Raw genomic sequence first — 24,953 nt, forward strand, 5'->3', positions numbered from 1 at the left:
GACTCGGCAGGGTTACGACGCGGCTCGCTCGCTTCGCTTCGCGAGACACCGGTCAGGATGAGCCGACTCGGCAGGTTTTCAGAAACCCAGCTTGCGCAGCTGGCGCGGGTCGCGCTGCCAGTCCTTGGCGATCTTGACGTGCAGGTCGAGGTAGACCGGCATGCCGAGCAGCTCCTTGATCTGCAGGCGCGCGCGCTGCCCGACGTCTTTGAGCCGTGAGCCCTTGTGGCCGATCACGATGCCCTTCTGGGAGTCGCGCTCGACGTACAGGAAGGCGTGGATGTCCATCAGCGGCTTGTCCTCCGGGCGGTCCTCACGCAGGCGCATCTCCTCGACGACGACCGCGATGGAGTGCGGGAGCTCGTCGCGTACGCCTTCCAGGGCCGCCTCGCGGATGAGCTCGGCGATGATGATCTCCTCGGGAGAGTCGGTGAGCTCCCCGTCCGGGTAGAGCGGCGGGCCCTCGGGGAGGAGCTTGATGAGGAGCTCGGAGAGCAGGTCGATCTGGTCGCCGCCGACGCTGGAGACGGGGACGATCTCGGCCCACTCGATGCCGAGCTCGACCCCGAGGGTCTGGATCGACATCAGGTGCTCGCCGATCTGCTCGGGGGTGGCGAGGTCGGTCTTGGTGGCGACCGCGACCCGCTTGATGCCCTTCTTGAGCTTGTTGGCGTTCTCCGCGATCCGGCGGTCACCGGGGCCGATCTTCTCGTTGCACGGGAAGCAGATCGCGACCACGTCGACCTCGGTCCAGGTGGCCTCGACGAGGTCGTTGAGGCGCTCGCCGAGTAGCGTGCGCGGCCGGTGGATGCCCGGGGTGTCGACGAGGATCAGCTGGCCGTCGGGTCGGTGGACGATGCCCTTGACCACGGTGCGGGTCGTCTGCGGCTTGTCGGAGGTGATCGCCACCTTGGTGCCGACCAGCGCGTTGGTCAGGGTCGACTTGCCCGCGTTGGGTCGTCCGACGAACGACACGAAGCCGCTCCGAAATGCCTCGGTCACTGCTGCTCCTGCTGCTCGTCGTATCGCTGCCAGATCTGCTCGTCGGTGAGCCCCTGGGCCTTGCCCTCACGCCATACCGGTCCGGGATCGACCGAGCGCGGCTGCCGCTTCTGGCCGCCACCGCGCCAGTAGCCCATCACGTCGTAGGCGTGGGAGTCGAGCTTCCGCTCGCGCATCAGATGCTTGCGGATCGCCCGCATCTGGCTGGACTCACCGGCCATCCAGAAGTAGCCGTCGCCTTCGGGCCAGTCGATCTTCTCCACGGCCGCCGCCAGGTCGGAGGAGGTCTCCGAGGGCGGCGCGGACCAGGTGACCTCGGCGGTCTCCGGGAGATATCCAGGCAGGTCGTCGGGGGTCTCCGCCCAGATCCGCGTCGGCAGCGTGGTGGTCTCGGCGATCCGCGCCATGGCCGGCATCGCGGTCAGGTCGCCGACCAGCAGCAGCCACCGGGCACCCTCGGGCGCCGCGTAGGAGCCCTTGGGCTCGGTGATCGTGACCGTCTGCCCCACCGGGTCGAGACGGGTGGCCCACTCGGTCACCAGCCCGACGTCGTGGACGACGACGTCGAGGGTCAGCTCGCCGTCCCGCCAGGACCGCACGGTGTAGTAGCGCGACTGGAACTGCCCCGGCACGATCAGGCCGACCCATTCGTCGGGGATCCCGGTGGACTCGAACCCGGCCAGGCCGGGACCGCCGAGCACCAGGCGTACGAGGTGGGGCGTGATCTGCTCGCGCCGCAGCACCTCCGCGGCGTACTGCTGGGCCTTGACACTCATCGCCTCAAGGTTATCCGCGCAGACGCGGCCCGCCCGCATCAGCGGCGCACTCACTCGTGGCTGATGGCGAGCAGAGCCTCCCGAGTCGCGTCGTCGGCCGGGAACATCGCCTCGACCGCGATCTCGTCGACCGTCACGTCGCGAGGCGCGCCGATCACGGAGAGGACGTAGAGGAAGGACAGGTCGCCGAGGCTCGTACGCAGCAGCAGCGGCAGCACCGGCAAGGCACCGTCCCTCGCGGTGATCGCCGGCGCCTCCACGCCGGCGCCGGCCGGCGCCGGATAGCCCTCGACGTCCTCGAGGAGCTCGGCCAGCCCGTCGGCCGCGGTGCGGTCGAGCTGCCGACGGATCCGGCGTACGACGTGGGCCCGCCACTGGGTGTAGTTGCGCACCTGCGACGCCAGACCGTCGGGATGCAACGTCGCGCGCAGCATGTTGAGCCGCGGCAGCCGCAGCGCGTCCGGCAGCGGAGCCAGGAAGAGGTCCATGGGCCGGTTGGTCGCCACCATGTCCCAGCGGACGTCGACCGCGCAGGCCGGATAGGGCTCGTGGGCGGTGAGCACCGCCTCGACGGCGGACCTGGCGACCCCGAGGTCGTCGAGCGGCCGCTCCTGGTGGACGGGCGCGAACCCGGCCGCCAGATAGAGCCGGTTGCGCTCGCGCAGCGGCACCTCGAGCTCCTCGCAGAGCCGCTCGATCATCGTCCGGCTCGGACCCGACCGGCCGGTCTCGATGAAGCTGAGATGGCGAGCCGACACGTCGGCCGCGATCGCCACCTCCAGCTGGGAGCGACGGCGCCGCTCGCGCCAGTCGCGAAGCAGCTCTCCGACGCTCAGCTGGGCCGTTGTCATGCGCCCAGGCTGCCGGGCCGAGCGCGGCGCGGCAACTACCCGCGAGGTAATCGACACAGTGCGCCCGAAGGCGGATCGTCGTGGCCATGACGACTGAAACCACACCCCGCTCACCTGCCGCCACCGCCGAGGCGTACGTCTCGTTCTGGAACCTCGTCGCCGACGAGCAGCGCACCCTCGGCGCCACCCTGTTCGCCTCCGACGTCGCTCGCTCCACCCCGATCGGCGAGTCCACCGGTCTCGAGGCGCTGATCGACTTCACCCGCCAGTTCACCGAGGGCGTCGGTGCCTACACGTTCGTGGCGCGCGCCGAGCCCGATTCACACCACGGGCACGTCCGGGTGCGCTGGGAGATCCTCAAGGAGGAGGGCTCGTTCGCCGAAGGCACCGACGTCCTCGGTCTGGACCGGTCCGGACGGATCGCCGCGATCACGGCGTTCATCGATCGCGCCCCCGAGGGCTTCGATCCCGACGCCCACCACGAGGAGGGCTGACGTTTCCTGATCAGGCGGGGCCACCACCCAGACCGATCTCGTTGCCGTCGGGGTCGCGGAAGATCGTCTTACGGACCCCGTTGCCGTACGTCTCCTGCGACTCCGGCCGCAGGCCGCGGTCGGCGATCGCGGCGAGGCGGGCGTCCAGGTCCTCGACGAAGAGGGTGAGGAAGCCACGCCCGGCGTGCTCCGGCTTCACCTCGACGTAGAGGTAGCCGTGCTCGACCACCTCGAAGACGGCCTCGACGTCGTTGGGGTAGAAGGCCGGCGGGCCACCGAGCAGCGCCTCGTACCAGCGGGCCGCTCGCGCCAGGTCCGCGACCGGAAGTCCGGCGAACAGGTCGGTCATCTCAGAACCTCCAGCGGGTCGCACCGTAGGGCTCGACGGTCGCGACCGCGTGGGCGGAGCTCGCGTCGATGCGGAAGACGTGCCAGGGCGCCGGACCGGCGCTCTGCGCGTTGAACGGCGCCGTGACGGCCTCGCCGGAGTCGTCGACCTCGGCCGGCCAGCCCTCGTCGTCGTGGTAGTGCTTGGCCACGCGCTCGAGCTCGTCGCCGAGGACCCGCGTCACGCGGCCCTCCACGACCAGGTCGAACTCACGCACCGTGAGCGACAGCGCACAGCGGGGATCGCGGGCGAGGTTGCGGCCACGCCGCGTCCCCGGGCCGGTGACCAGGTAGAAGCTGCCGTCGAGCCAGACCGCGCCGACCGCGTTCACGTGCGGACCGCCGTCGGCGTTGATCGTGCTCACCCAGGTCGTGTAGCGCCCGGGCTCGCCCTCCTGCGACCCGGGGCCCTGGTTGAAGCCCTGGTCGAGGCGAGCGGTCACCTCCTCCCAGGACATCGGCGGGGCGGCGTACATCTCAGCGAGGTTGTGGGTCTCCATGGCGGTGTCTCCTTCGACTGGTTCAGACTCTTCACCTGTTCCACGAAGGAGTCACCGCCATTTCGACAGTGCCACGATCTCTAGCTAAAAGGCGTGCCGCAGCGGGTAGCCCGAGCTCCCGTCCACCGTCTTGGTGGCGAGCACGTGGTGGAGCTGGATGTTGTCGCGCTCGAAACCGATCCGGGAACCGGCCATGTAGATGCCCCAGACCTTCGCCGTGCCGAGGCCGACCTCGTTGACGCAGGCGTCCCAGTTGTCGCGCAGGTTGTCGTTCCACGCCGTGAGCGTCTTGGCGTAGTGGACCCGGATGTTCTCGTGGTGCTGCACCTCGAGGTCGGCGTTCTCGATCGCGGACACGATGGTGCCCGACCCGATCAGCTCCCCGTCGGGGAACACGTAGCGGTCGATGAAGGCCCCCGCGTTCGCCCGCGAGACGTTGTCGGGACGGGTGATGCAGTGGTTGAGCAGCCGGCCCCCGTCGCGCAGCTTGGACCTGATGAAGCCGAAGTAGGCCGGGTAGTTGGCCACGCCGATGTGCTCGGTGAGCCCGATCGAGCTGACCGCGTCGAAGTCCCCCTCGACCACGTCGCGGTAGTCGGAGAAGCGCACCTCGGCGACGTCGTCGAGACGATCGGCCTTGATCGCCTTCTGCGCCCAGCTGGCCTGCTCGCGCGAGAGCGTGACGCCGAGCGCCTTGACCCCGTAGTGCTTGGCCGCGTGACGCACCATCCCGCCCCAGCCGCAGCCGATGTCGAGCAGCCGCATCCCGGGCTCGAGCCCGAGCTTGCGGCAGATCAGGTCGTACTTGGCCGCCTGCGCCTCCTCGAGCGTGGCGTCATCGGTCGGGTAGAGGGCACAGGTGTAGGTCATCGACGGGCCGAGGACGTACTCGTAGAAGGTGTTGGAGACGTCGTAGTGATGGTGGATCGCGTCGGCGTCGCGCTCGTGCGAGTGCCGCGTCCACGGCAGCGCGCTGATGGCGCGACCGGAGAGGTGACGTACGTTCTCGGCCCGCTGCCGCCACGCCGGCAGGTGCTCCTGCGGCGGTGGCTTGGGCGGGACGAAGTTCTTCACCCCCAGGGCGCGCACCATGTCGACCGTCTCCCGAGGGCTGGGCCGCTTGAAGTCGGTCTTGTCCAGGATCAGGTCCAGGAGCGGATAGGGGTCGCCCGGGTGGATGCCGTGCAGGGCCATGTCACCGCTGACATAGGCACGTGCCAGCCCCAGATCGCCCGGCGCGGTCAGCAGGAACGCGAGCCCGCGCGGGTTGAGGATCTCCATCCCGAAGGGAGAGTCCGTGTCGCCGGCGACACTGCCGTCGTACGCGGTGAGCTTGATCGGCAGCCCACCGTCGAAGAGTTCGTTGATGGTCTCTGCAATATGGTTCACAGTCTCTTCACCGCCTTGCTGTACAGATCGGTCAACCGGTTGCCGGGGTCATACCTCGCCTTCACGGCAGCGAGGTTGTCCCCGTCATAGAGAGCGTCGAAGACATCCTTGTCGTAGAACGCCTCGGAGTAGAGCGATTTATGCCCGCCGAGCTCGTGGACCTGATCCTCGATCGCACGGTTCTTGGGGGCGTTGACGGCCCCGGGGCCGACGTGGACCGTCCCCCAGAAACCGACGTTGACGTACGTCCGGCCTGCCTCGAGCGGGTAGGTCGGCCATTTCTCTCCTGTGTTCGTCCCCCGGGACACCAGCGGGCACAGCCACACCGGCCGCATCCCGATCTCGGCGTCGAACCACTCCAGGAACGCCGGAAGGTTCTCGACCGGGACCTCGATGTCCTGGATCACCCGTTCCCGCAGGAGCCGTCCGGCACGGGCGTCGAGCTTGTCGGCGATGCCGAACCTGCGGTCCAGGCCGACAAGCTTCATGTAGACGTCCGAGCGCCGCAGCCGGCGCGGCCACACCCTGCGGAGGTACTTGTTCTGCGCGCCGAAGGCGCCCGAGCACCAGAACCAGTCGGTGTCCCAGCGCCACAGGTAGTCGTAGGTCGTCAGGAGGTCGACTCCGCCGTTTTCTTGGGAGAGCTGCTGGATCGAGCGGTAGTAGATCTGCTGGCCGCCGTAGTCGCTGGGGGGCCGCGTGGCCTTCTCGGTCCAGGTCGCGAGGGTCAGGTAGTACTCCCCCGGCTCGAACGCGACGCCGTCGAGGCCGTCGACCCGCTCCCCCTCGTACGTCCTGGTCTCGGTGATCTGCGCGATCGTCTTGGTGAGCAGGCCGAGGTCGTCGAAGCGCACGTGCCGCAGCGCGACGTATCCCGGCACCTTCTCCAGCTTGATCTTGAGCCGGGTGGCGTAGCCGAGCGAGCCGTAGGAGTTGGGGAAGGTGTCGAACAGGTCCTCCCCCGGCGTCGTGGTGACGATCTCGCCCGACCCGGTCAGGATGTCCATCTCCAGCACCGACTCGTGCGGCATCCCGTTGCGGAACGAGGTGGACTCGATACCCATCCCGGTCACCGCGCCACCGAGCGTGATCGTGCGCAGCTGCGGGACGACGTACGGGATCATCCCGTACGCCAAGGTGACGTCGACGAGGTCCTCGTAGGTGCACATCCCCTGGACGTCGGCAGTGCCCGCCTCGGCATCGACCTCGATCACGCCGCCCAGGCCGGAGACGTCGAGACCCGGGGCATCGGACGCCGCCCGGGCCCGGAAGAGGTTGGTGGTGCGTTTGGCCAGTCTGACGGGAGCGCCGTCAGGGATCCTCGCGTAGGAAGCCGTCAGCCGCTCGACGGCCTCGGTGTGTCGTTGCCAACCAGTCTCACCCGTCACTCCACGCACTTTACTCTCGCCCTGGGATCTCGGGTTTCGATTTTCACGTTCGGTCGCTTACAGTCACCAGCGCCGACTGCTCCCGTCGAGCGCCCCCATCTCGTGCACCCTGGAGGGTCCCCATGTCCAGTGCTGCCCATCGTGACGCTGTCTCCACGCTCGCCGAGAAGGCAACCCCCTACTTCACCGAGAACCAGGTCAAGTGGCGCAACAAGTCCGTGTCCCAGGCCCGGCTCGCGCTGGCGATCGACCAGATCGTCGTGCACATGCGTGAGAAGGGCGTCGACATGGCGACCATGAACGGCCTCACCGCCTACCGGGACGAGGACGGGATCCACGTCACGATCGAGCTCGGCACCCTCCCGCTCCTCGCCGAGTCCGGCGGGGCCGGTGGGACCGGCGGCCACCGAGCCGCTCGCTGAGCGGCCCGCAGCAGCTCAGCGGAGGTTGCCGCGCGGATCGCCGACGAGGACAGGGACGTCCTCGCCCGCGAACTCCTTGACGATCGAGAGGTCGTTCGCCGAGGCCTCCCCGGCCTCGCCGAGCACGACCACGGCCTCGAGGCCCTTGGAGCCGGACGCCACCGCCATCGCCACACAGACACCGATCGCGGAGACCTGGAGCGAGGGCAGGTCCACGGTCGCGGCCGCGTAGGTGCGGCCGTCGAGGTCGCGTACGGCTGCTCCTTCGGTCGCGCCGGTGCGGGCGCGCGTCGCGCGGGCCAGGGTGACCAGCTTGCGGTCCTCCGCGGAGGGCTCACTCTGCTCGGGCATGGGCCTCTTTCTTCCTGTCCGTCTTCTCGCTCTGCTCGTCCTCGTCATCGGCGTCGGTCTCGGCCGGGACGATGACGCTGATGCGTACGGTACCGATCTTGTTCCGCCTGCCGGCGACCTCCTCGGCCACGAAGCAGAGGCCGTGGGCCTCGACCTCGGACCCGGGGATCGGCACGAGGCCGAGATGCTTGGCCATCAGACCGCGTACGGAGTCGACGTCGTCCTCCTCGACGGCGACGCCGATGAGCTCCTCGAGGTCGCTGACCAGGAAGCGGGAGGGCACCCGCCAGGAGCCGTCGCCGAGGTGGAGGGGCTCGCGGTCCTCGATGTCGTACTCGTCGGTGATCTCGCCGACGATCTCCTCGAGGATGTCCTCGATGGTGATCAGGCCGGCGGTGCCGCCGTATTCGTCGACGACGACCGCGATGTGCTGGCGGTGCTGCTGCATCTCGGCCAGCAGCTCGTCGACCGGTTTGGAGTCGGGGACCCAGGTCGGCTTGCGCATCAGCGACTCGACCCGCTGGGTGGTCTCGACCTCCGGCGCCTCGAAGTCGCGTGCGACGACGTCCTTGAGGTAGACCATGCCGATGATGTCGTCGAGGCTGTCGTCGATCACCGGCATCCGGGAGTAGCCCGAGCGCAGGAACAGCGACAGCGCCTGGCGCAGGGTCTTGCGCCGCTCCAGGAAGACGATGTCGCCTCGGGGCACCATCACCTCGCGGGCGCGGGTGTCGCCGAGCTCGAAGACCGAGTGGATCATCCGGCGCTCGTCGGCCTCGATCAGGTCGGAGGCCTCGGCGATGTCGACGAGCTCGCGCAGCTCGGTCTCCGTCGAGAACGGGCCCTTGCGGAAGCCCTTGCCGGGAGTGAGCGCGTTACCGAGCATGATCAGCAGGCTCGGGATCGGGCCGAGGATGGCCGTGATCGCGCCGATCGGGCCGGCGACCGCGAGGGCGATGCCCTCGTGGTGCTGACGCCCCAGCGTGCGGGGAGCGACGCCGATCACGACGAAGGAGACCACTGTCATCGTCGTGGTCGCGGTGAGCACCGTCGGCCACCAGCGTCCCTGGTAGAGGTCATAGGCCCACAGCGTGACCAGGACGGTGGCGCCGATCTCGCACAGCATCCTGAGCAGCAGGACCGTGTTGACGTAGCGGGCGGGGTCGCCGACCACCGCGACCAGGCGCTTGGCGCCGGCACGGCCCTCGGAGACCAGCTCGGCGGCGCGAGCGCGGGAGAAGGCGCTGAGCGCCGCGTCGGCGGCGGAGAAGATGCCGGCGATCAGGACCAGAACTGCGGCTGCGATCAGCAGCCTCGCATCGTCCATGGGTGGTGGTGGTGCTCCTACTCGGGTGCGGTGGCCGAAGAGCCCCAGGCCGTGAGCAGCTTGGCCTGCAGCCCGAACATCTCGGCGTGCTCGTCGGGGTCCACGTGGTCGTAGCCGAGCAGGTGGAGAATACCGTGGGTGGTCAGCAGCTCGATCTCCGCCACGGTGCCGTGGCCGGCCGCCTCTCCCTGCTTGGCCGCGATCGTCGGCGCGATGATGATGTCGCCGAGGTCGCCCTCCTCCGGCTCCTCGTCGAGACGGCCGGGAAGGAGCTCGTCGCCGGGGAAGGACAGCACGTCGGTCGGACCCTCGGTGTCGAAGTAGCGCTCGTTGAGCTCGGTGATCGTGGCCTCGTCGCCGAACTTGATCCGCAGGTCGGCCTGCGGGTGCACGCGCAGCTGCTCGAGCAGGAAACGAGCGAGCTTGGCGACGTGCTCGACGTCGATCTCCTGCTCGGACTCGTTGATGATCTCCGTGCTCATGCCGCCGCCTCCGTAGCGCAGGCGCAATCATACGGACGCGGCGGCCTGAGGCTTATGGTCGCTCGCTGGCGCTCGCTCATCTCGTCTCCCCCGAGGCCCGGGTCTGACTCCGTACGTCGTGCTCCTCGTAGGCGGCGACGATCTTGGCGACCAGTCGGTGGCGGACGACGTCGTGGCTGGTCAGGTTGTTGAAGCTGATGTCCTTGACGTCGTCGAGGATGCCCTCGACGACCCGCAGACCCGACTTCTGCCCGGAGGGGAGGTCGGTCTGGGTGACGTCACCGGTGACCACGATCTTGGAGCCGAAGCCGAGGCGGGTCAGGAACATCTTCATCTGCTCGGGCGTGGTGTTCTGCGCCTCGTCGAGAATGATGAAGGAGTCGTTGAGGCTGCGTCCGCGGAGGAACGCGAGCGGCGCCACCTCGATGGTCCCCGACGCCATCAGCTTGGGGATCATCTCCGGGTCCATCATGTCGTGCAGCGCGTCGTAGAGCGGGCGCAGGTAGGGGTCGATCTTCTCGGTCAGCGTGCCGGGCAGGAAGCCCAGCTTCTCGCCGGCCTCGACCGCGGGGCGGCTCAGGATGATCCGGTTGACCTGCTTGGACTGCAGCGCCTGGACCGCCTTGGCGACCGCAAGATAGGTCTTGCCGGTGCCTGCCGGGCCGATGCCGAAGGTGATCGTGTGCTTGTCGATCGCGTCGACATAGCGCTTCTGGTTGAGCGTCTTGGGACGGATGCTCCGGCCGCGGTTGGAGAGGATGTTGAGGCTGAGCACGTCGGCCGGCTTCTCCGTCGTGTCGGCCTGGAGCATGCCGATCACCCGCTCGACCGTCTCACCGCTCACGCCCTGGCCGGTGCGGATGATCTGGACCAGCTCCTCCAGGACCCGCTCGATCATCGCGATCTCGCTCGGCTCGCCGTGGAGGGTGATCCGGTTGCCACGCACGTGCACGTCGGCGTCGAAGTGGGCCTCGATGATCCCGAGGTGCTCATCGGCCGGGCCGAGGACGGTCACCATGTCGACGCTGTTCGGAACGACCACCGTGTGCTTGGTCGAGGTCGAGGTCGCCGTCGGAGCGGCGGTCGGGAGCGGACTTGGGTGTCGATCGGTCATGGATGCCCGGCAGGGCCCTTTCTGGTCACGAGGCTGATGCTCCCATGGTACGCGGGCCGCGGCCTTGGCTCCTACTGGATAGTTCGGCTCGCCCGCGTCAGCTGTTCAGCAGGATCTCGACGCGGGAGGTCTCCTCAGCGAGCTCGTCGCGCTCGTCGGGAGAGAGATCACGGAGCAGCTTGACGACCTCGACCTTGCCGTCGACCGGCTTCCAGAGGCCGACGAGGTGGCCGCCGGCGATGATGACCGCGCCGCCACCCCCGATGCCCCATTCCTTCCGGGTCCCCTTGGCGGTGATCCGCTCTCGGTCGGCGTGCGAGAGCCAGACGTTGTCGAACCGCCCCAGCAGGCGCACCGGGGCGTGCTCCTCGCCCGTGGCGAGCGGAGCGTCGGGGACGTCGTAGAGGGTCTTGCCGGCCTCGTCGCGGTAGGTCGCCAGCCCCTCGATCCGCTTGATCACCGGGCCCAGTCGGGTCAACGACGACCAGGTGGTGATGTCTGCGGCGGTGGCCGGCCCGAAGGCGAGCAGGTAGCGACGTACAATCTCCGGCGCCAGCGTCGGGACGACATCGTCCACGGTCACCGGGGGCACACCCGTCCAGCGCGGGAGCAGGTCGTAGACGAGCCCGCCCGAGCCCTTCCACAGCCCCCGTGGCGGCAGCTGGACCAGCGGCAGCTCGTTGCGCGCCCGCAGGCCGAGCGCCTTGGCCGGGACGCCGGGGAAGTGCTCGACCAGACCGGCCTCGAGGGCCGCGTTGGGCAGCGCCCCGAGAGCGAGTACGTCCTCGGCCGCCTCCACGAAACCCTCCAGCTGCGCCGCCGGGCGGACGATCTCGACCCGCTGGGTGTAGAAGTCATGGACCGGCTGGGTCCAGGCCCTGATCAGCGCCGCATCGGCGGCGGTGTGCATGTGGATCGTGGACCGTAGCGAGGAGAGCCGGACCAACGCGCTCGACTCGAGCTGTGCGCTGAGCGCGTAGGGGTCGAACGACTCCAGCCGGGCGGCCAGCGCGAAGAACGGCGGCGACGTCTCCTGCGCCTGCAGGCCGACCAGATGCTCGATCATCTCGGCCGGGGTGAGAGAGGCCCGCGACAGCAGGTGCTGGCGGAGCAGGAGGGTCCGGTTGAGCTGCCGTTCGGTGAGGATCACGGTAGCGATGATCTCCTACTCGACGGTGATCCGGGCGCCGACTTCTTCAGAAGGCTTCCCCTCGCCGTCGGAGGTGTCGTCGGTGCGGGCGATGAAGAGGTACGTCCCGGGCTCGAGCTCGGAGACGTCGACCGTCGTCGTCCACGGATAGAGCTTGTCCATCCACCCCTCGGCGGTCGCGAACCCGTCCAGCACCGTCTCGCCGGTGGTGTCGCGGACCTCCCACGGCACGTTCGCCTCGTTCGAGTTGGCCTTGCCCGACGCCTCGAAGCTGTCGGAGACCGTCGCCCCCTCGGCCGGCGCCGCCAGCGTGATCAGAGCGGAGGTCCGTGGCAGCGTCGACGGCTGCTCGGACGGCTGGGTCGAGACCTCGGGGTCCTCGGCGACGGCATCGTCGCTGCCGCACCCGCCGGCCAGTACACCGCAGAGAGCAAGAGCGATGATGGCGCCCGCCGGACGCGTACGTGTGCTCCTCATGCCTCCATACTCACCCGGCGCCACCAAAGGACGAACCCACCACGCCGAGCAGTCGGCGGTCAGTCGGCCGGCCGGTCAGTCCCAGCGGCGGGTGCGGGCCAGCAGGGCGGCAGCGGCGGCGACGCCGGCGGTGGAGGTGCGCAGAACCTCGGCGCCGAGGCGGATGGTGGTGGCGCCGGCCTTCTCGAACTGGGCGATCTCGTCCTCCGTGAGGCCGCCCTCGGGGCCGACCACGACGAGGATGGTGCCCTCGTCGACGACGGGGACGGCCCCGAGCGGGAGGGTGCCCTCCTCGTGGAGCACGACGGCGACGTCGGCCGCCTCGATCTTGGCCACGACGGCGTCGGTGGTGGCCAGCGGCTCGACCTCGGGGTGCCACAGCCGGCGGGACTGCTTGGCGGCCTCCCGAGCGGTGGCTCGCCAGCGGGCGAGGGACTTGACCGCGCGCTCGCCCTTCCAGACGGCGACCGAGCGGGTCGCTGCCCACGGGACGATGCTGGCGGCCCCGATCTCGGTGAGCATCTCGACGGCGAGCTCGCCGCGGTCGCCCTTGGGGAGCGCCTGGACGACCGTCAGCGCGGGCTCGGGCGGCGCGTCGCCGAGGATGACGTCCTCGACGCGTACGGTCATCGACTTCTTGGTGGTCTGCGTGATCGTGCCGGTGACGCCCTCGCCCGCGCCGTCGGTGAGCACGACCTCCTCGCCCACCCGGAGGCGGCGTACGACGACCGCGTGGTGGCCCTCGTCGCCGCTCACCTCGATGTCGTCGCCGACGCGGGTGCCGACGAGCGACTCGACGAGGTGAACGGGAAGGGTCATGTCAGCTCCGCGCCTGTCTCAGTGCCCGTTGAGGGTGTCCTTGAACCAGGAGAAGACGCCGCCCTTGTGGGCCGCCTTGAGCTGGCCCTGGACGGACTCCTCACCGCGCAGCTCGGCGAGCTGGCGCAGCAGCGCCTCCTGCTCGAGGTCGAGCTTGGTGGGGGTCTCCACGTTGATGGTCACGATCAGGTCGCCACGACCGCCCCGCAGACCGGGCACACCGCGGCCGCGCAGGACGTGGTCGGTGCCGGACTGGGTGCCGGCCTTGAGGTCGATGTGGATCGAGGCGTCCTCGGGGTCGATCTGGTCGACGCCCTCGCCGACGAGGTCGGCCTCCAGCGTCGGCAGGTTGAGCGTGGTGCCGAGCGCGGCCGCGGTCATCGGCACCTTCGCGGTGCAGTGCAGGTCGTTGCCCCGGCGCGTGAAGGTGGCGTGCTTGGCGACGTGGATCTCGACGTAGAGGTCGCCGGCGGGGCCGCCGCCGGGGCCGATCTCGCCCTGCTCGGCGAGCTGCACCCGGGTGCCGTCGTCGACGCCCGGCGGGATCTTGACCGTCAGGGTGCGGTGGGAGCGCACCCGGCCCTCGCCGCTGCAGTCGCGGCACGGGTCGGGGATGACGGTGCCGAAGCCGTTGCAGGCGGAGCACGGACGCAGCGTACGGATCTCACCCAGGAAGGAGCGCTGCACGACCGCGACCTCGCCCTGGCCGTGGCAGGTCTCGCACGGGACCGGGTGGGAGCCTTCCGCGGCCCCCTCGCCGCCACAGGTGTCACAGACGACCGCGGTGTCGACCTTGAGGTCGCGGGTGACGCCGAAGGCCGCCTCGGCCAGGTCGATGTCGAGACGGATCAGGGCGTCCTGCCCGCGACGTACGCGCGGACGGGGCCCACGCCCCGCGCCGCCGGTGCCGGCACCGGCGCCGCCGAAGAAGGCGTCCATGATGTCGGTGAACGAGAAGCCCGCGCCCTGTGCGCCGAACCCGCCCGCGAACGGGTCGCCACCGCGGTCGTACGCAGCCCGCTTCTGCGGGTCGCTCAGCACCTCGTAGGCGTGGGAGATCTCCTTGAACTTCTCCTGCGACTCGGCGTCGGGGTTGACGTCCGGGTGGTACTGGCGCGCCAGCTTCCGGTAGGCCTTCTTGATCGTTGCGTCGTCGGCGTCCTTGTCGACACCGAGGAGCTCATAGGGGTCCAACGTCGGTCTTCCTGCCATCGAAGTTCGTTGCTCTTTCTTAAGCCTCGTCGAGGATCCGGGAGAGGTAGCGCGCCACCGCGCGCACCGCCGCCATGGATCCGGGGTAGTCCATCCGGGTCGGCCCGACCACGCCGAGCGTGGCCAGCGCCTCGTCGCCGGGTCCGTAGCCGGTCGCGACCACGCTGGTCTGCGACAGCTCCTGGTAGGGGCCCTCGGCGCCGATCCGCACCGTGACCAGCCCGCCCGCGGTCGCCTCGCCCATCAGCTTGAGCAGGACGACGTGCTCCTCCAGGGCCTCCAGGAGCGGGCGTACGGCAGTGTCGAAGCTGTCGCCGAAGCGGGCCAGGTTGCTGGTGCCGCCGATCGAGATCCGCTCGTCGGAGCGGTGGTCGTTCATCGCCTCGATCAGAGCCTCTGCCACGGCGGCCGCGAGCCCATCCTTCAATGTATCCGTCTGCGGGGCGTCGACGGGCGCATCGGCCGGCCGGGCGATCGTGCGCAGCGCCTCCCCGGCCTCGGCGATGACGGCACCGACGACCGCGGTGTTGATCCGCGCGCGCAGCATGGCCAGGGTTTCCTCGGAGACCTCTTCGGCGACCTCGAGCAGTCGCTGCTCGACCCGGCCGGTGCTGAGGATGAGCACGAGGAGGAGCCTGGTCGGGGCCAGTGCGACCAGCTCGACGTGGCGGACGGTCGAGCGGCTCAGGGTCGGGTACTGCACGACCGCGACCTGGCGGGTCAGCTGGGAGAGCAACCGGGTGGAGCGGCTGACGACGTCGTCGAGGTCGACCGCGCCGTCGAGGAAGCCGGCGATCGCCCGCTTCTCGGCCGCGGTCATCGGCTTGACAGTGGTCAGCCGGTCGACGAAGAGCCGGTAGCCCTTGTCGGTGGGCACCCGGCCGGCGCTGGTGTGGGGGGCGGTGATGTAGCCCTCCTCCTCCAGCGCGGCCATGTCGTTGCGTACCGTCGCCGGGGAGACACCCAGACCGTGACGCTCCACGAGCGCCTTGGAGCCGACCGGCTCCTCGGTCTTCACGTAGTCCTCGACGATCGCCCGGAGGACGGAGAGCCTGCGTTCGTTCTGCATCTGCGCCCTCCTGTCGTCCTGGCTGCCTGGCACTCATTCCGTGCGAGTGCCAATCCTACCGGTTCGGGTCACAGGAACCAGTTTCCGGTGGCCGCTCCACTCTGTGGAACGGGTTACTTCTCTCGCCATCGAGATAGCCTTAGGTTAGGCTGACCTTAGAGTCATTCGCTGCACTGCTTCCGCCCCACTGGAGAGTCCTATGATCGCCGACGATCTGCTGGTCCGCATCACGGCCCACGCCAACGACGAGCACCAGGCGGACCTGTGCCGCTCGCTCTCGGCACGGCTCGGGCTGCGACCGCGCCACATCGTGGGCGTACGTCTCTCCGACCTCACCGCCGAGAGCGTCGCCGTCTCCTGGATCACGCTCGACGGCGGCCACCACGTGACCTTCCGGTTCCCGGAGACGGCAGCGACGCCGGACGAGGTTCTCGAGCAGCTCGGGCGCGTGCTCACCGGTTCTCGCTGCTGACTCCACTACCGTTCTCCGGATGAGCGATCGCTACGGCTCCGACGTCCTGGCCGGCGACTGGAAGAAGCCCAAGCACGGGCGTGCCGTCGAGACCCCGGCGGAGCTGGGTGCGGTGGTGGAAGCATTATTGACGACCGACCCTTCGACAAGCTCAGGACATCGCTTCGTCGGCGAGATCGTCCGGATCGACCGTGACCTGCACACGCTGACCCTGGAGGACCGGAAGGGCAAGCGGCGTACGTTCCCGCTCGGGCCGGGCTTCTGGCTTGAGGGCAAGCCGGTCATCCTCACTCCCCCGGTGACCCGCACGGCACCGGCGAAGCCGACCCGCACCGCGTCGGGCTCGGTGGCCGTGGACAACGTCAAGGCCCGGGTCGCGCGCGAGTCGCGGATCTTCGTCGAGGGGCGTCACGACGCCGAGCTGGTCGAGAAGATCTGGGGCGACGACCTGCGGATCGAGGGCGTCGTCGTCGAATACCTGGGCGGTGTCGACGACCTCGCCGACCACCTGGTCGACTTCCGTCCCAGCCGCGAGCGGCGGGTCGGGGTGCTCGTCGACCACCTGGTCAAAGGTTCCAAGGAGGCCCGGATCGCGGAGTCGATCCGGCGCTCCAAGGTCGGCGAGCACGTGCTGATCGTCGGTCACCCGTTCATCGACGTGTGGCAGGCGGTCAAGCCGGCCAGGCTCGGGCTCGAGGCCTGGCCGAACGTGCCGCGCTCGATCGAGTGGAAGAAGGGCATCTGCCAGCACATGGGCTGGCCCCACCGCGATCAGGCCGACATCGCTCGGGCCTGGAAGCACATCCTCGGACGGGTGACCTCCTTCGGCGACCTGGAGCCCGCCCTGCTCGGGCGGGTCGAGGAGCTGATCGACTTCGTGACCGAGCCCGTCTGAGCCTGTCGTCAGTAGGCCGACCGCTTCGGCATGATGATCCACAGCACGATGTAGACGATGAACTGCGGTCCGGGGAGCAGGCAGGAGATGACGAACGCCAGCCGGATCAGGTTCGAGTTGATACCGAAACGGGCGCCGAGACCGCCGCAGACGCCGGCGATCCATTTGTCGTTGCTGGGACGGGAAAGAGTTGTGGTTGCCATAGCTCCACTCTCCCCTGTCGGGCGCTCTTTACCAATCAGGATCACCCCTGATCCTTCGGTCAGGACCTAGGTCCCGGACTCAGGGATGCTCAGTGCTCCTCAGGGGAGCAGGTCTCGGACCACGGCGTCGGCGAGGAGTCTGCCGGTCTCGGTGAGGAGGATCGTGTCGTCGGCGACGGTGACCAGACCGCGGCGCACCTGCTCCGGAAGAGCGGCGCGGCCCTCGTCGTCGAGGGCGTCTGCCGGGAGGCCGTCGGCGAGTCTCAGCTCGAGAAGGACACGCTCGACCCGCCGGTCCTCCTCGGCCAGGATCTCGCGGGCGTGCGCGGGGCTCAGGTTGCTGTTGATGCGGTCCGCGTACGCCTTGGGGTGCTTGACGTTCCACCACCGGGTGCCGCCGACGTGGCTGTGGGCGCCGGGGCCGACGCCCCACCAGTCGCCGCCCTGCCAGTAGAGCATGTTGTGACGGCATCGCTGGGACTCGTCGGTGGCCCAGTTGGAGACCTCATACCAGGTCAGACCGTGCTTTCGAAGGGTGGCATCGGCCAGCTCGTACTTGTCGGCGAGGTCGTCCTCGTCGGGCATCTCGAGCTCGCCCCTTCGGACTCGTCGGGCCAGCGCGGTGCCGTCCTCGACAATGAGGGAGTAGGCCGAGATGTGATCGGGGTCGCTGGCCAGCGCGGCCTCCAGGCTGGCCCGCCAGTCGTCGACCGACTCACCCGGGGTGCCGTAGATGAGGTCGAGGGAGACCTGCTCGAAGCCCGCCTCGCGGGCCCATTCCACGACCATCGGGACCCGCTCGGGGTCGTGGGTGCGGTCGAGGGTCTCGAGCACGTGGGGAACGGCCGACTGCATGCCGAAGCTGAGCCGGGTGAAGCCGCCCTCGCGCAGGGTGCTCAGGTAGTCCAGGTCGACGGAGTCGGGGTTGGCCTCGGTCGTCACCTCGACGTCGTCGGCGAGGCCGAACTCGTCCTTGATCGTTGTCAGGATGCCGGTCAGGTCCTGGGCCGGGAGGAGCGTCGGGGTGCCGCCGCCGAAGAAGACGGTGTCGACCTCTTTGTCACGCTCACCCAGCACCCGACGCGCCAGCCTGACCTCCTCGATGGCCTGGTCGGCGTACGTCTGCCGGCTCACCCCGGGGCCCAGCTCGATCGCGGTGTAGGTGTTGAAGTCGCAGTAGCCGCATCTGACCGTGCAGAACGGGACGTGGACGTAGAAGCCCAGGCCCTTCTCCCCCAGCGTGCTCAGCGATTCGGCCGGCAGCGACCCGTCGGTGGGGGCGGGGTCGCCGGGAGGCAGAGCGGAAGGCACCACTCCATTATCGGATCCACCTGTCGAAAAGGGTTAACCGTGACTGGGACCGTGGTGAGAAAATTCCGGGGTGTCCGTCTCGCAGCCTGATCTTCTTCTCGACGATGTTCTCGACAACCCGGTCTGGCACTCGCTGACCGGTGCGCACGCCCCGCTCGCCGAGGGCTCGGGGCTCGCTCGTCGCTACCGTCCCGACGTCTCGCCCTTCGCTGCCGTCTCCGACCCGGGTTCGGCTCAGGCATGGCGCGACCTGGCCGCAGCGGTCGGACCCGGTGGCACCGCGTTGATCACCGGAGCCGCCGGTGTCTGCGGCGAGGGCTGGGAGATGGACGGCGGCGGTGAAGGGGTACAGCTCGTCGAGACGTCACGGGTCACGGCCGCACCTGACCCCGAGGCGGTCGTGCTCGGTGCCGCCGACGTGCCCGAGATGCTCGACCTCGTCGCCCGCACCGAACCGGGGCCGTTCGAGAAGTCGACCCACACGATGGGTACGTATCTCGGGCTGCGCCACGAGGGCCGCCTCGTCGCGATGGCCGGCCAGCGGATGCACCCAGGCGGATGGATCGAGATCAGCGCCGTCTGCACCGCGCCCGAGGCCCGTGGCCGCGGCCTCGCCGGCCGCCTCGTCCGCGCGGTCACCGCCGACATCCACGCCCGCGGCTCCCGTGCCCTGATGCACGCCTCGGTCGCCAACACCGGCGCCATCTCGGTCTACCTCGGCCTCGGCTTCGAGCAGCGACGGCGTACCACCTTCGAGCTCTTCCGCGCGCCCGCCTGACCCTGCCGAGGCGTCACCCCCGTCGGCCGAAGCGTCACCCCGGTCGGCCGAAGCGTCACGTACGTCGACCGAAGCGTCACCCCGGTCGACCGAAACGTCACCCATTGCCCACTCGCCCGACCTACCTGACGCCTCGCCCGACCTAGCTGACGCCTCGGCCGACGTACGTGACGTCTCGGCCGACCTACCTGACGCCTCGCCCGACCAGGATGACGCCTCGGCCGACCTAGCTGACGCCTCGGCGAGGGTCAGTGGAAGTCGCGGGAGCGGTGGCGGGCGGCGATGGCCCTGGCGGCCTCGGGGTGGATCTCCTCGAGCGGGGCGAGGCGGTCGGCGACCAGGTTCGTCACTCCGTCGTTGCGCTCGAGGATGCCGCGAATGAGCATGACGGAGGTGGAGACGGCGATCTTGCGGTGCTTCCTCCACAGGCCGGCGGAGCAGACGACGTTGAGCATGCCGGTCTCGTCCTCGAGGTTGATGAAGGTGACGCCGCCTGCGGTCCCGGGACGCTGACGGTGGGTGACCAGGCCGGCGACGGTGATGCGTCGGCCGGGGTCCGAGGTGGGGAGGTCGCTGATCTTCGGGAGTCCCGCCGCGGTCAGGCCGGCACGGAGATGGGCGAAGGGATGGCTGCCGGGGGTCACGCCGGTCGCCCACAGGTCGGCCAGGGTCTCCTCGACCGGGTCGAGGCCGGGCAGCGCGGGGGTCTCGGCGGTGAACCTCACCCCTTCGAGCTGGTCCTGGGTCTCGGTCCACCCCGCCTGCCACAACGCCTGGCGACGGCTCGATGTGAACACCTCCAAACATCCAGCGGTCGCCAGTGCCTCGAGCTGGGCGCGTTCCAGCCCGGCGCGACGGGAGAGATCGAGGGAGTCCTTGAACGGCGCCTCCTCGCGGGCCTTCACGATCCGCTCGGCGATGTCCTTGCCGATGCCGCGTACGGAGTCCAGGCCCAGCCGCACCGCGAAGTTGCCGTCACGCCGGTGCTCCGGGGTCGGGTCGGGAGTGCCGGGCACCCACGGGGTCTTCTCCCCGTCCAGCCGGCAGTCCTCCTTCCCCGTCGCCGACACGTCGACATCGAGCGACTCCAGGTCTGCGGCGGCCTGGCTGAGGACGAGGTCGGGGCGGCGTACCTCCACTCCATGGCGGCGGGCGTCCTGGGTCAGCGACTGCGGCGAGTAGAAGCCCATCGGCTGCGCGCGGAGCAGGCCGGCCAGGAACGCGGCCGGGTAGTGGAGCTTGAACCACGACGAGGCGTAGACGAGCTTGGCGAAGCTCAGCGCGTGGGACTCGGCGAAACCGAAGTTCGCGAACGAGAGGATCTGGGTGTAGACCGCCTCCGCCGTCTGCTCGCTCATGCCCTTGGCGCGCATGCCCTGGTAGAGCTGCTCCTTGAGCGAGTCGATGCGCTCGAGGCCACGTTTCGAGCCCATCGCCCGGCGCAGCAGGTCGGCGTCGTCGTGGTCGAAGTCGCCCAGGACCCTGCCCATCTCCATGAGCTGCTCCTGGAACAGCGGCACCCCGCGAGTGCGCTCCAGCACCGGCTCGAGCAGTGGATGCGCGTAGCTGACCTCCTCGCGCCCGGTGGCCCGGCGTACGTAGGGATGGACCGCCCCGCCCTGCACCGGCCCGGGCCGGATGAGCGCGATCTCGATGGCCAGGTCGTAGAAGCAGCGCGGCTGCAGACGCGGCAGGGTGCCGATCTGCGCGCGCGACTCGACCTGGAAGACCCCGATCGAGTCGGCCCGGCAGAGCATGTCGTAGACCGCCGGCTCCTCCTTGGGGATGGTTGCCAGGGTCCACCCCTCGCCCAGATGCTCGAGAGCCAGATGCATCATGTGATCGAGCGCCGCCAGCATCCCGAGCCCGAGCAGGTCGAACTTCACCAGCCCCATGTATTCGGCGGCGTCCTTGTCCCACTGGATCACGGTGCGTTTCTCCATGCGGGCGCGCTCGATGGGTACGACCTCGCCGATCGGCTCCTCGGTCAGCACCATGCCGCCGGAGTGGATGCCGAGATGGCGCGGGGCTCCGTGGATCTCCTCGGCCAGCGCGAGGACAGGAGCGGGGATGCCGACGTCGTCCGGCGCCTCGACGCGGGAGTAGCCGAGGTGTTTGGACCAGGCGTCCTGCTGGCCGGGGCTGTGGCCGAGCGCCTTGGCCGCGTCCCTGACCGCCATCTTCGGCCGGTAGCCGACGATGTTCGCGACCTGGGCGGCGTTGCGCCGGCCGTAGGTGTCATAGACCCACTGGATCACCTGCTCGCGCTTGTCGGAATCGAAGTCGACGTCGATGTCGGGCTCCTCCTCCCGATGCACGGAGATGAACCGCTCGAACGGCAGCTCGTAGAAGACCGGGTCGATCGCGGTGATCCCGAGCGCGTAGCAGACCGCGGACGCCGCCGCCGACCCTCGCCCCTGGCAGAGGATGTCCTTGCTCCGGGCGAACTCGACGATGTCGTGCACGATCACGAAGTAGCCCGGGAAGTCCTTGCGCTCGATGACCTCGAGCTCATGGTCCACACGCTTGCGCGCCTTCGCGACGTGCTCGGGGTTGTCGGCGTACGCCTCCTCGTAGCGCTCCCGGAAACCCTCCTCGGTCAGATAGCGCAGCCGGCTCGCGGCGGTCTCGCCCTCGGGGATCCCGCGCTTGGGCAGCTTGGGGGTGGCCTTGCGCAGGTCGAAGGCGCACTCCTCGGCGATCTCGACGCTGCGTGCCACCGCGCCGGGGTAACGCCGGAAGAGCTGCTCCATCTCCTCCCCCGACCTGACGTACGCCACCGGGCCGGCCGGGAGCCAGCCGGCGATGTCGCTCAGGGTGCGCCGCGCGCGGACCGCCGCGAGCGCATCGGCCACCCGGTGCCGGTCGGGCGTGGCGTAGTGGACGTTGTTGGTGGCGACCGTGGGCAGGCCGGCCTCGCGGGCGATGCCGGCGAGCAGGTCGTTGTCGTAGGAGTCGGTCGGATGGCCGCGGTCGGTCAGCTCGACGACGACGTTCTCGTGCCCGAAACGATCGGTGAGCTCGCGCAGCGCCCGGGCCGCGGCGATCGGGCCGGTGTCGGTGAGCACCTGGCGTACGGCGCCCTTGCGGCAGCCGGTCAGGAACAGCCAGTTGCCGGCGCGGGCCCGGTCGGCGAGCTCGTCGAGGTCGTAGGCCGGCCGCCCCTTCTCGTCGCCGCGCAGCTGCGCCTCGGTGATCGCGCCGGCCAGCTGCCGGTAGCCCTCGACACCCCGGGCGAGCACGAGGAGGTGGCTGCCCTCGGGGTCGGCGATCCCGTTCTGCGGCTTGGTCAGACCCAGGGACAGCTCGGCGCCGTAGATGGTCCGCAACCGGTCGCTCTCGCCGGCCGGGCCCAGCTTCTGCGCCGCCTCGGCGAAGGCCGGCGCCCCGTAGAACCCGTCGTGGTCGGTGATCGCGATCCCGTGCAGCCCCTGCCGGATCGCCTCGGCGACCAGCGCCGACGGCGAGCTCGCTCCGTCGAGGAAGGAGAAGTCGGAGTGTGCGTGGAGCTCGGCGTACGGCACCACCGGGCCCTCCGGCCCGCGTACCTCCTCATCGGTCAGCCGCTTCTTGCGGCGCGAGATCGGCGCGTCGCCGTAGGGATCCTTCGGCGGGCGGCCGGACAGCCGTCGCTCCAGCTCCTTCCAGGGGATCTCGGGGTTGTTCCAGCCCATCGGTCTGCCCCATCAGTCGTAGCTGGCTTCGGTGAGCCAGTGGTCGGTGTCGAAGGTGGCCAGCCAGGCGCGGCCGTCGACCCCGACGAGCTGGAAGCGGGCGATCCGGCGCCCGCCGTCGGGCTCCCACCACCCCTCGGTCACCGGCCAGGGGCCGGCCCAGGAGGCCACCCGCTGCCAGGGCTCTGTAGATCCCTGGCCGGCCGAGGGCCGATAACGGGCCGGGTCGCCGGAGAGACCTCCCCGCGGGAGAACCACTACCGGCCGGCCGGCCTGGTCACAGACCTCAGCCGGCCAGGGGTCCGCCAGTACGCGGGCAGGGGCCGGGGACGGGATCGACCCCGGCCAGGGCAGCGCGCGGTCACGCAGCGTGGTCGGACGATCTCCCCACGGCACCTGCGCCTGCCGATCGCGCGGCGAACGGCCGCCCTGGAGCACCGGCCGGACCACCCCTTCGTGCCCGATCAGCCCCTGCACCCGGGCGACCCCCCGTTCCACGCGCTCATCGGTGCCGCCCCACAGGCCGTCGGCGTGCACCGATTCGGGCACCACCACCTCCGGCACGAACCTGACCCCGGTCACCGCCGACCTGATGTCCCCGACCCTCAGCGTCCCGACCAGCTGCCAGTGAAGCCGGTCGATCAGGTCTGCCGCTGAGAACCATCGCGGGTGCGCCCAGACTCTGGTGGGTTGTGAACCTGAGAGTGACCCAGGGGCCACGCTCAGGTTCACAACCTCTGTCTCCACCTCGATCCGCACCTCGACACACACCTCTTGGCGCGCTGCCAGCCCTTTCACAAGGCCTTCCGCGCTCTGCCGGGCCGAGAAGCAGACCGCCTCGGCGGAGTCGAGCGGCGGCTCGAAGGCGACCTCGGTGGCGAGCTCGGGCGGTGGCGTACGCCCGGTCACCGGCCGCGCTCCCTCACCGTGGATCACCTGGCGGACCCAGGCGGCCTGCGCGCCGAAGCGCGCCTTGACGTCGGCGCCGGGCAGGTCGGCGAGGCCGCCGAGCGTGGTCAGGCCGAGCCGCTGCAGCAGGCTGACCGCGTTCGCGTCCTCGAGGACATGGACCGGCAGGGCGCGCAGGAACGCGGTGGAGCCACCGTCTGCCGGGACGGCGTACGTCTCCTGCAGCCCGGCGCTCCGCGCGGCCTGCTCGGCGGTGAAGAGCTCATCGGCGATGCCGATCCGGACGTCCCAGATCCCGAGCCCGACCACACACTCGGCGATCGCCGCACCGGCCTCGGCCTCGCCGCCGTAGAAGCGTGCGGGCGAGCGCAGCGCGACCAGCCCCGGACGCAGCGGCATGACACCCGGGCGCAGCTCCTCCAGGCGCACCAGCACCTCCTCGAAGACCCGCGCATCACGGGCCTCGTCGGCGGCGAGCACCTGCACCTCCGGGCAGCGCGACTGGGCGTCCCGGCGCCGCATCCCGCGCTTGATCCCGAACTCGCGCGCCGCCTGGTTGTAGGCCTGGACCCGGTTCTGCGCAAAGACCGCCGCGGGCAGATGGCGCGGCAGGCCGGCATCGCCCAGCGCCGCGGCGACCGGCCAGTCGGCGCACCAGACCACCAGCGTGCGGCTCTTCTGGATGGTCATGCCGACTCCTGTTTCCGCAGGTCAGCGAGGTCCGCGACAGGCTCGAGGACACGCCCGAGGGTGCCGTCCTCGGCCGGGAACCAGAGCGCCGTACGCCGCGGCGGAGCCGTCCCGCGCACCGCCTCGACCACCATCCTTCTCGCCCGGAGATGGCCGTCGCCGTTGCCCAGCCCGACCCAGCGCGGCTCGGTCGCCCGCAGGCGTACGTCCACTCTCGGCCACTCCCCCAGCGCGACCAGCGCGGCGCCGCGGGTGCGCAGCCGGGCGCCGATCTTCTCGGCGACGCTCGGGGTCACCCGTCCTGTCGGCCGGACCAGCACCAGCGTGGTCACATCGACCAGCGCCGCGGTCGCCTCCAGCCAGGAGTCCTTGGGCCGTGGCACCAGGATGGTCCGCTCCAGGTCGACCCCGGTCTCGGCCGCCGCCTCGGCGCCGAAGTCCTCGACCCCGACGACGGCGGTCCACTCCCCCGCTCCCGACGGCCCCGCGAGCAGCAGCATCGCCAGCGCCAGCGAGTCGGCCGCGTACGTCCCTCCGGCCCGGAGCTGCACCACCCCACCCAGCGCCTCGTGCGTCGCCAGCTCCGCGCCCATGCCCGGCTTCTGCTCCAGCCGGCGCACCTTCGACCGGAGCTGCTCGATCTGAGCCAGCTTCTGGTGTTGCTCAATCCCCGCTACCACTCCCACTCAATGAGTATCGAACATTTGTTCGAACAGAGCAAGGCCGCCGAGGCGTCACTCCCGCAGGCCGAGCCGTCAGCTGCGTCGGCCGAGTGGGCAGTCGATTGCCTACTGGGCCGACGCGGGCGACG

At 69.9% G+C, this 24,953-nt stretch carries 26 protein-coding genes; 5 read left to right on the plus strand and 21 right to left on the minus strand.

Annotated features, from left to right (window positions below):
- Positions 1–78: 78 nt before the first annotated feature.
- From era to ACFU7D_RS02830, 3 genes are read right to left on the minus strand one after another with little or no spacing between them, the layout of a single operon-like run.
- On the minus strand, positions 79–1,002 hold the full coding sequence (gene era / locus ACFU7D_RS02820; RefSeq protein WP_378863016.1) for a GTPase Era: 924 nt from the start codon (positions 1,000–1,002) through the stop codon (positions 79–81).
- Positions 999–1,778: a siderophore-interacting protein gene (locus ACFU7D_RS02825; RefSeq protein WP_378863019.1), complete on the minus strand. Its 780-nt coding sequence runs from the start codon at positions 1,776–1,778 to the stop codon at positions 999–1,001. The genes era and ACFU7D_RS02825 overlap by 4 nt, the downstream gene beginning before the upstream one ends.
- 50 nt (positions 1,779–1,828) lie before the next feature.
- Positions 1,829–2,629 carry a helix-turn-helix domain-containing protein gene (locus tag ACFU7D_RS02830; RefSeq protein WP_378863022.1) on the minus strand — a complete coding sequence of 267 codons (801 nt, stop codon included), beginning with the start codon at positions 2,627–2,629 and terminating at the stop codon, positions 1,829–1,831.
- 86 nt (positions 2,630–2,715) lie between these two features.
- Between ACFU7D_RS02830 and ACFU7D_RS02835 the strand changes: the two genes are divergently transcribed.
- Complete coding sequence (locus ACFU7D_RS02835) at positions 2,716–3,123, plus strand: isomerase (protein WP_378863025.1); 408 nt, start codon at positions 2,716–2,718, stop codon at positions 3,121–3,123.
- Positions 3,124–3,133: 10 nt separating this feature from the next.
- Here ACFU7D_RS02835 and ACFU7D_RS02840 read toward each other — a convergent pair whose 3' ends face one another.
- From ACFU7D_RS02840 to ACFU7D_RS02855, 4 genes are all read right to left on the minus strand, one after another.
- Positions 3,134–3,472: a VOC family protein gene (locus tag ACFU7D_RS02840; protein WP_378863028.1), complete on the minus strand. Its 339-nt coding sequence runs from the start codon at positions 3,470–3,472 to the stop codon at positions 3,134–3,136.
- A 1-nt stretch (position 3,473) separates the two neighbouring features.
- On the minus strand, positions 3,474–4,010 hold the full coding sequence (locus ACFU7D_RS02845; RefSeq protein WP_378727690.1) for a pyridoxamine 5'-phosphate oxidase family protein: 537 nt from the start codon (positions 4,008–4,010) through the stop codon (positions 3,474–3,476).
- Between the two features lie 84 nt (positions 4,011–4,094).
- Positions 4,095–5,399 (minus strand): class I SAM-dependent methyltransferase, encoded by a 1,305-nt coding sequence (locus tag ACFU7D_RS02850; RefSeq protein WP_378863031.1) that lies wholly within the window; start codon positions 5,397–5,399, stop codon positions 4,095–4,097.
- The gene (locus ACFU7D_RS02855) at positions 5,396–6,787 is read right to left on the minus strand and encodes an FAD-binding oxidoreductase (RefSeq protein WP_378863034.1); all 1,392 of its coding nucleotides are present in this window, start codon (positions 6,785–6,787) and stop codon (positions 5,396–5,398) included. The genes ACFU7D_RS02850 and ACFU7D_RS02855 overlap by 4 nt, the downstream gene beginning before the upstream one ends.
- Positions 6,788–6,909: 122 nt before the next feature.
- On the opposite strand from ACFU7D_RS02855, the gene ACFU7D_RS02860 reads away from it, so the two are divergent.
- Positions 6,910–7,209, plus strand: coding sequence for a hypothetical protein (locus ACFU7D_RS02860; RefSeq protein WP_091048540.1), 300 nt, complete (start codon positions 6,910–6,912; stop codon positions 7,207–7,209).
- A 15-nt stretch (positions 7,210–7,224) separates the two neighbouring features.
- Here ACFU7D_RS02860 and ACFU7D_RS02865 read toward each other — a convergent pair whose 3' ends face one another.
- The 9 genes from ACFU7D_RS02865 to hrcA form a co-directional block, all read right to left on the minus strand.
- The gene (locus tag ACFU7D_RS02865; RefSeq protein WP_378863037.1) at positions 7,225–7,560 is read right to left on the minus strand and encodes a cytidine deaminase; all 336 of its coding nucleotides are present in this window, start codon (positions 7,558–7,560) and stop codon (positions 7,225–7,227) included.
- Positions 7,544–8,887, minus strand: coding sequence for a hemolysin family protein (locus ACFU7D_RS02870; protein ID WP_378863040.1), 1,344 nt, complete (start codon positions 8,885–8,887; stop codon positions 7,544–7,546). The genes ACFU7D_RS02865 and ACFU7D_RS02870 overlap by 17 nt, the downstream gene beginning before the upstream one ends.
- 17 nt (positions 8,888–8,904) lie before the next feature.
- Entirely contained in the window at positions 8,905–9,369 is a 465-nt protein-coding gene (ybeY, locus tag ACFU7D_RS02875) for an rRNA maturation RNase YbeY (RefSeq protein WP_378863043.1), read from the minus strand.
- A gap of 76 nt (positions 9,370–9,445) precedes the next feature.
- Entirely contained in the window at positions 9,446–10,483 is a 1,038-nt protein-coding gene (locus tag ACFU7D_RS02880) for a PhoH family protein (RefSeq protein WP_378863046.1), read from the minus strand.
- Between the two features lie 97 nt (positions 10,484–10,580).
- On the minus strand, positions 10,581–11,633 hold the full coding sequence (locus tag ACFU7D_RS02885) for a winged helix DNA-binding domain-containing protein (RefSeq protein WP_378727695.1): 1,053 nt from the start codon (positions 11,631–11,633) through the stop codon (positions 10,581–10,583).
- A gap of 15 nt (positions 11,634–11,648) precedes the next feature.
- On the minus strand, positions 11,649–12,110 hold the full coding sequence (locus ACFU7D_RS02890; RefSeq protein ID WP_378863049.1) for a Gmad2 immunoglobulin-like domain-containing protein: 462 nt from the start codon (positions 12,108–12,110) through the stop codon (positions 11,649–11,651).
- Positions 12,111–12,185: 75 nt separating this feature from the next.
- A complete protein-coding gene (locus ACFU7D_RS02895; RefSeq protein WP_378727697.1) occupies positions 12,186–12,929 on the minus strand; it encodes a 16S rRNA (uracil(1498)-N(3))-methyltransferase in 744 nt (247 codons plus the stop codon).
- Positions 12,930–12,947: 18 nt separating this feature from the next.
- Positions 12,948–14,141: a molecular chaperone DnaJ gene (gene dnaJ, locus ACFU7D_RS02900; RefSeq protein ID WP_378727698.1), complete on the minus strand. Its 1,194-nt coding sequence runs from the start codon at positions 14,139–14,141 to the stop codon at positions 12,948–12,950.
- Positions 14,142–14,160: 19 nt separating this feature from the next.
- Positions 14,161–15,210, minus strand: a complete 1,050-nt coding sequence (gene hrcA, locus ACFU7D_RS02905; protein WP_378863053.1) for a heat-inducible transcriptional repressor HrcA — start codon at positions 15,208–15,210, stop codon at positions 14,161–14,163.
- Positions 15,211–15,409: 199 nt separating this feature from the next.
- Here hrcA and ACFU7D_RS02910 point away from each other — a divergent pair, with 199 nt between their 5' ends.
- Both ACFU7D_RS02910 and ACFU7D_RS02915 read left to right on the plus strand, forming a co-directional pair.
- Positions 15,410–15,682, plus strand: a complete 273-nt coding sequence (locus ACFU7D_RS02910) for a hypothetical protein (protein WP_378863056.1) — start codon at positions 15,410–15,412, stop codon at positions 15,680–15,682.
- A 19-nt stretch (positions 15,683–15,701) separates the two neighbouring features.
- Positions 15,702–16,577: a DUF3097 domain-containing protein gene (locus ACFU7D_RS02915; protein WP_378863059.1), complete on the plus strand. Its 876-nt coding sequence runs from the start codon at positions 15,702–15,704 to the stop codon at positions 16,575–16,577.
- An 8-nt stretch (positions 16,578–16,585) separates the two neighbouring features.
- On the opposite strand, the gene ACFU7D_RS02920 is transcribed toward ACFU7D_RS02915, so the two are convergent.
- Positions 16,586–16,780 (minus strand): PspC domain-containing protein, encoded by a 195-nt coding sequence (locus tag ACFU7D_RS02920; protein WP_378727702.1) that lies wholly within the window; start codon positions 16,778–16,780, stop codon positions 16,586–16,588.
- Positions 16,781–16,879: 99 nt separating this feature from the next.
- Positions 16,880–18,091, minus strand: coding sequence for a radical SAM family heme chaperone HemW (gene hemW / locus ACFU7D_RS02925; RefSeq protein ID WP_378863063.1), 1,212 nt, complete (start codon positions 18,089–18,091; stop codon positions 16,880–16,882).
- A gap of 70 nt (positions 18,092–18,161) precedes the next feature.
- Here hemW and ACFU7D_RS02930 point away from each other — a divergent pair, with 70 nt between their 5' ends.
- On the plus strand, positions 18,162–18,869 hold the full coding sequence (locus tag ACFU7D_RS02930; protein WP_378863066.1) for a GNAT family N-acetyltransferase: 708 nt from the start codon (positions 18,162–18,164) through the stop codon (positions 18,867–18,869).
- A gap of 248 nt (positions 18,870–19,117) precedes the next feature.
- Here the strand turns inward: ACFU7D_RS02930 and ACFU7D_RS02935 are convergent, their stop codons facing one another.
- The 3 genes from ACFU7D_RS02935 to ACFU7D_RS02945 are packed head-to-tail and all read right to left on the minus strand — an operon-like array spanning position 19,118 to position 24,828.
- The gene (locus tag ACFU7D_RS02935) at positions 19,118–22,543 is read right to left on the minus strand and encodes an error-prone DNA polymerase (RefSeq protein WP_378863069.1); all 3,426 of its coding nucleotides are present in this window, start codon (positions 22,541–22,543) and stop codon (positions 19,118–19,120) included.
- 12 nt (positions 22,544–22,555) lie between these two features.
- Entirely contained in the window at positions 22,556–24,142 is a 1,587-nt protein-coding gene (locus ACFU7D_RS02940) for a Y-family DNA polymerase (RefSeq protein WP_378863072.1), read from the minus strand.
- On the minus strand, positions 24,139–24,828 hold the full coding sequence (locus ACFU7D_RS02945; protein WP_378863075.1) for a hypothetical protein: 690 nt from the start codon (positions 24,826–24,828) through the stop codon (positions 24,139–24,141). Before ACFU7D_RS02945 ends, ACFU7D_RS02940 begins: the two co-directional genes overlap by 4 nt.
- Positions 24,829–24,953: the final 125 nt, after the last annotated feature.

Source organism: Nocardioides sp. NPDC057577 (assembly GCF_042801335.1).
Taxonomy (GTDB): domain Bacteria; phylum Actinomycetota; class Actinomycetes; order Propionibacteriales; family Nocardioidaceae; genus Nocardioides.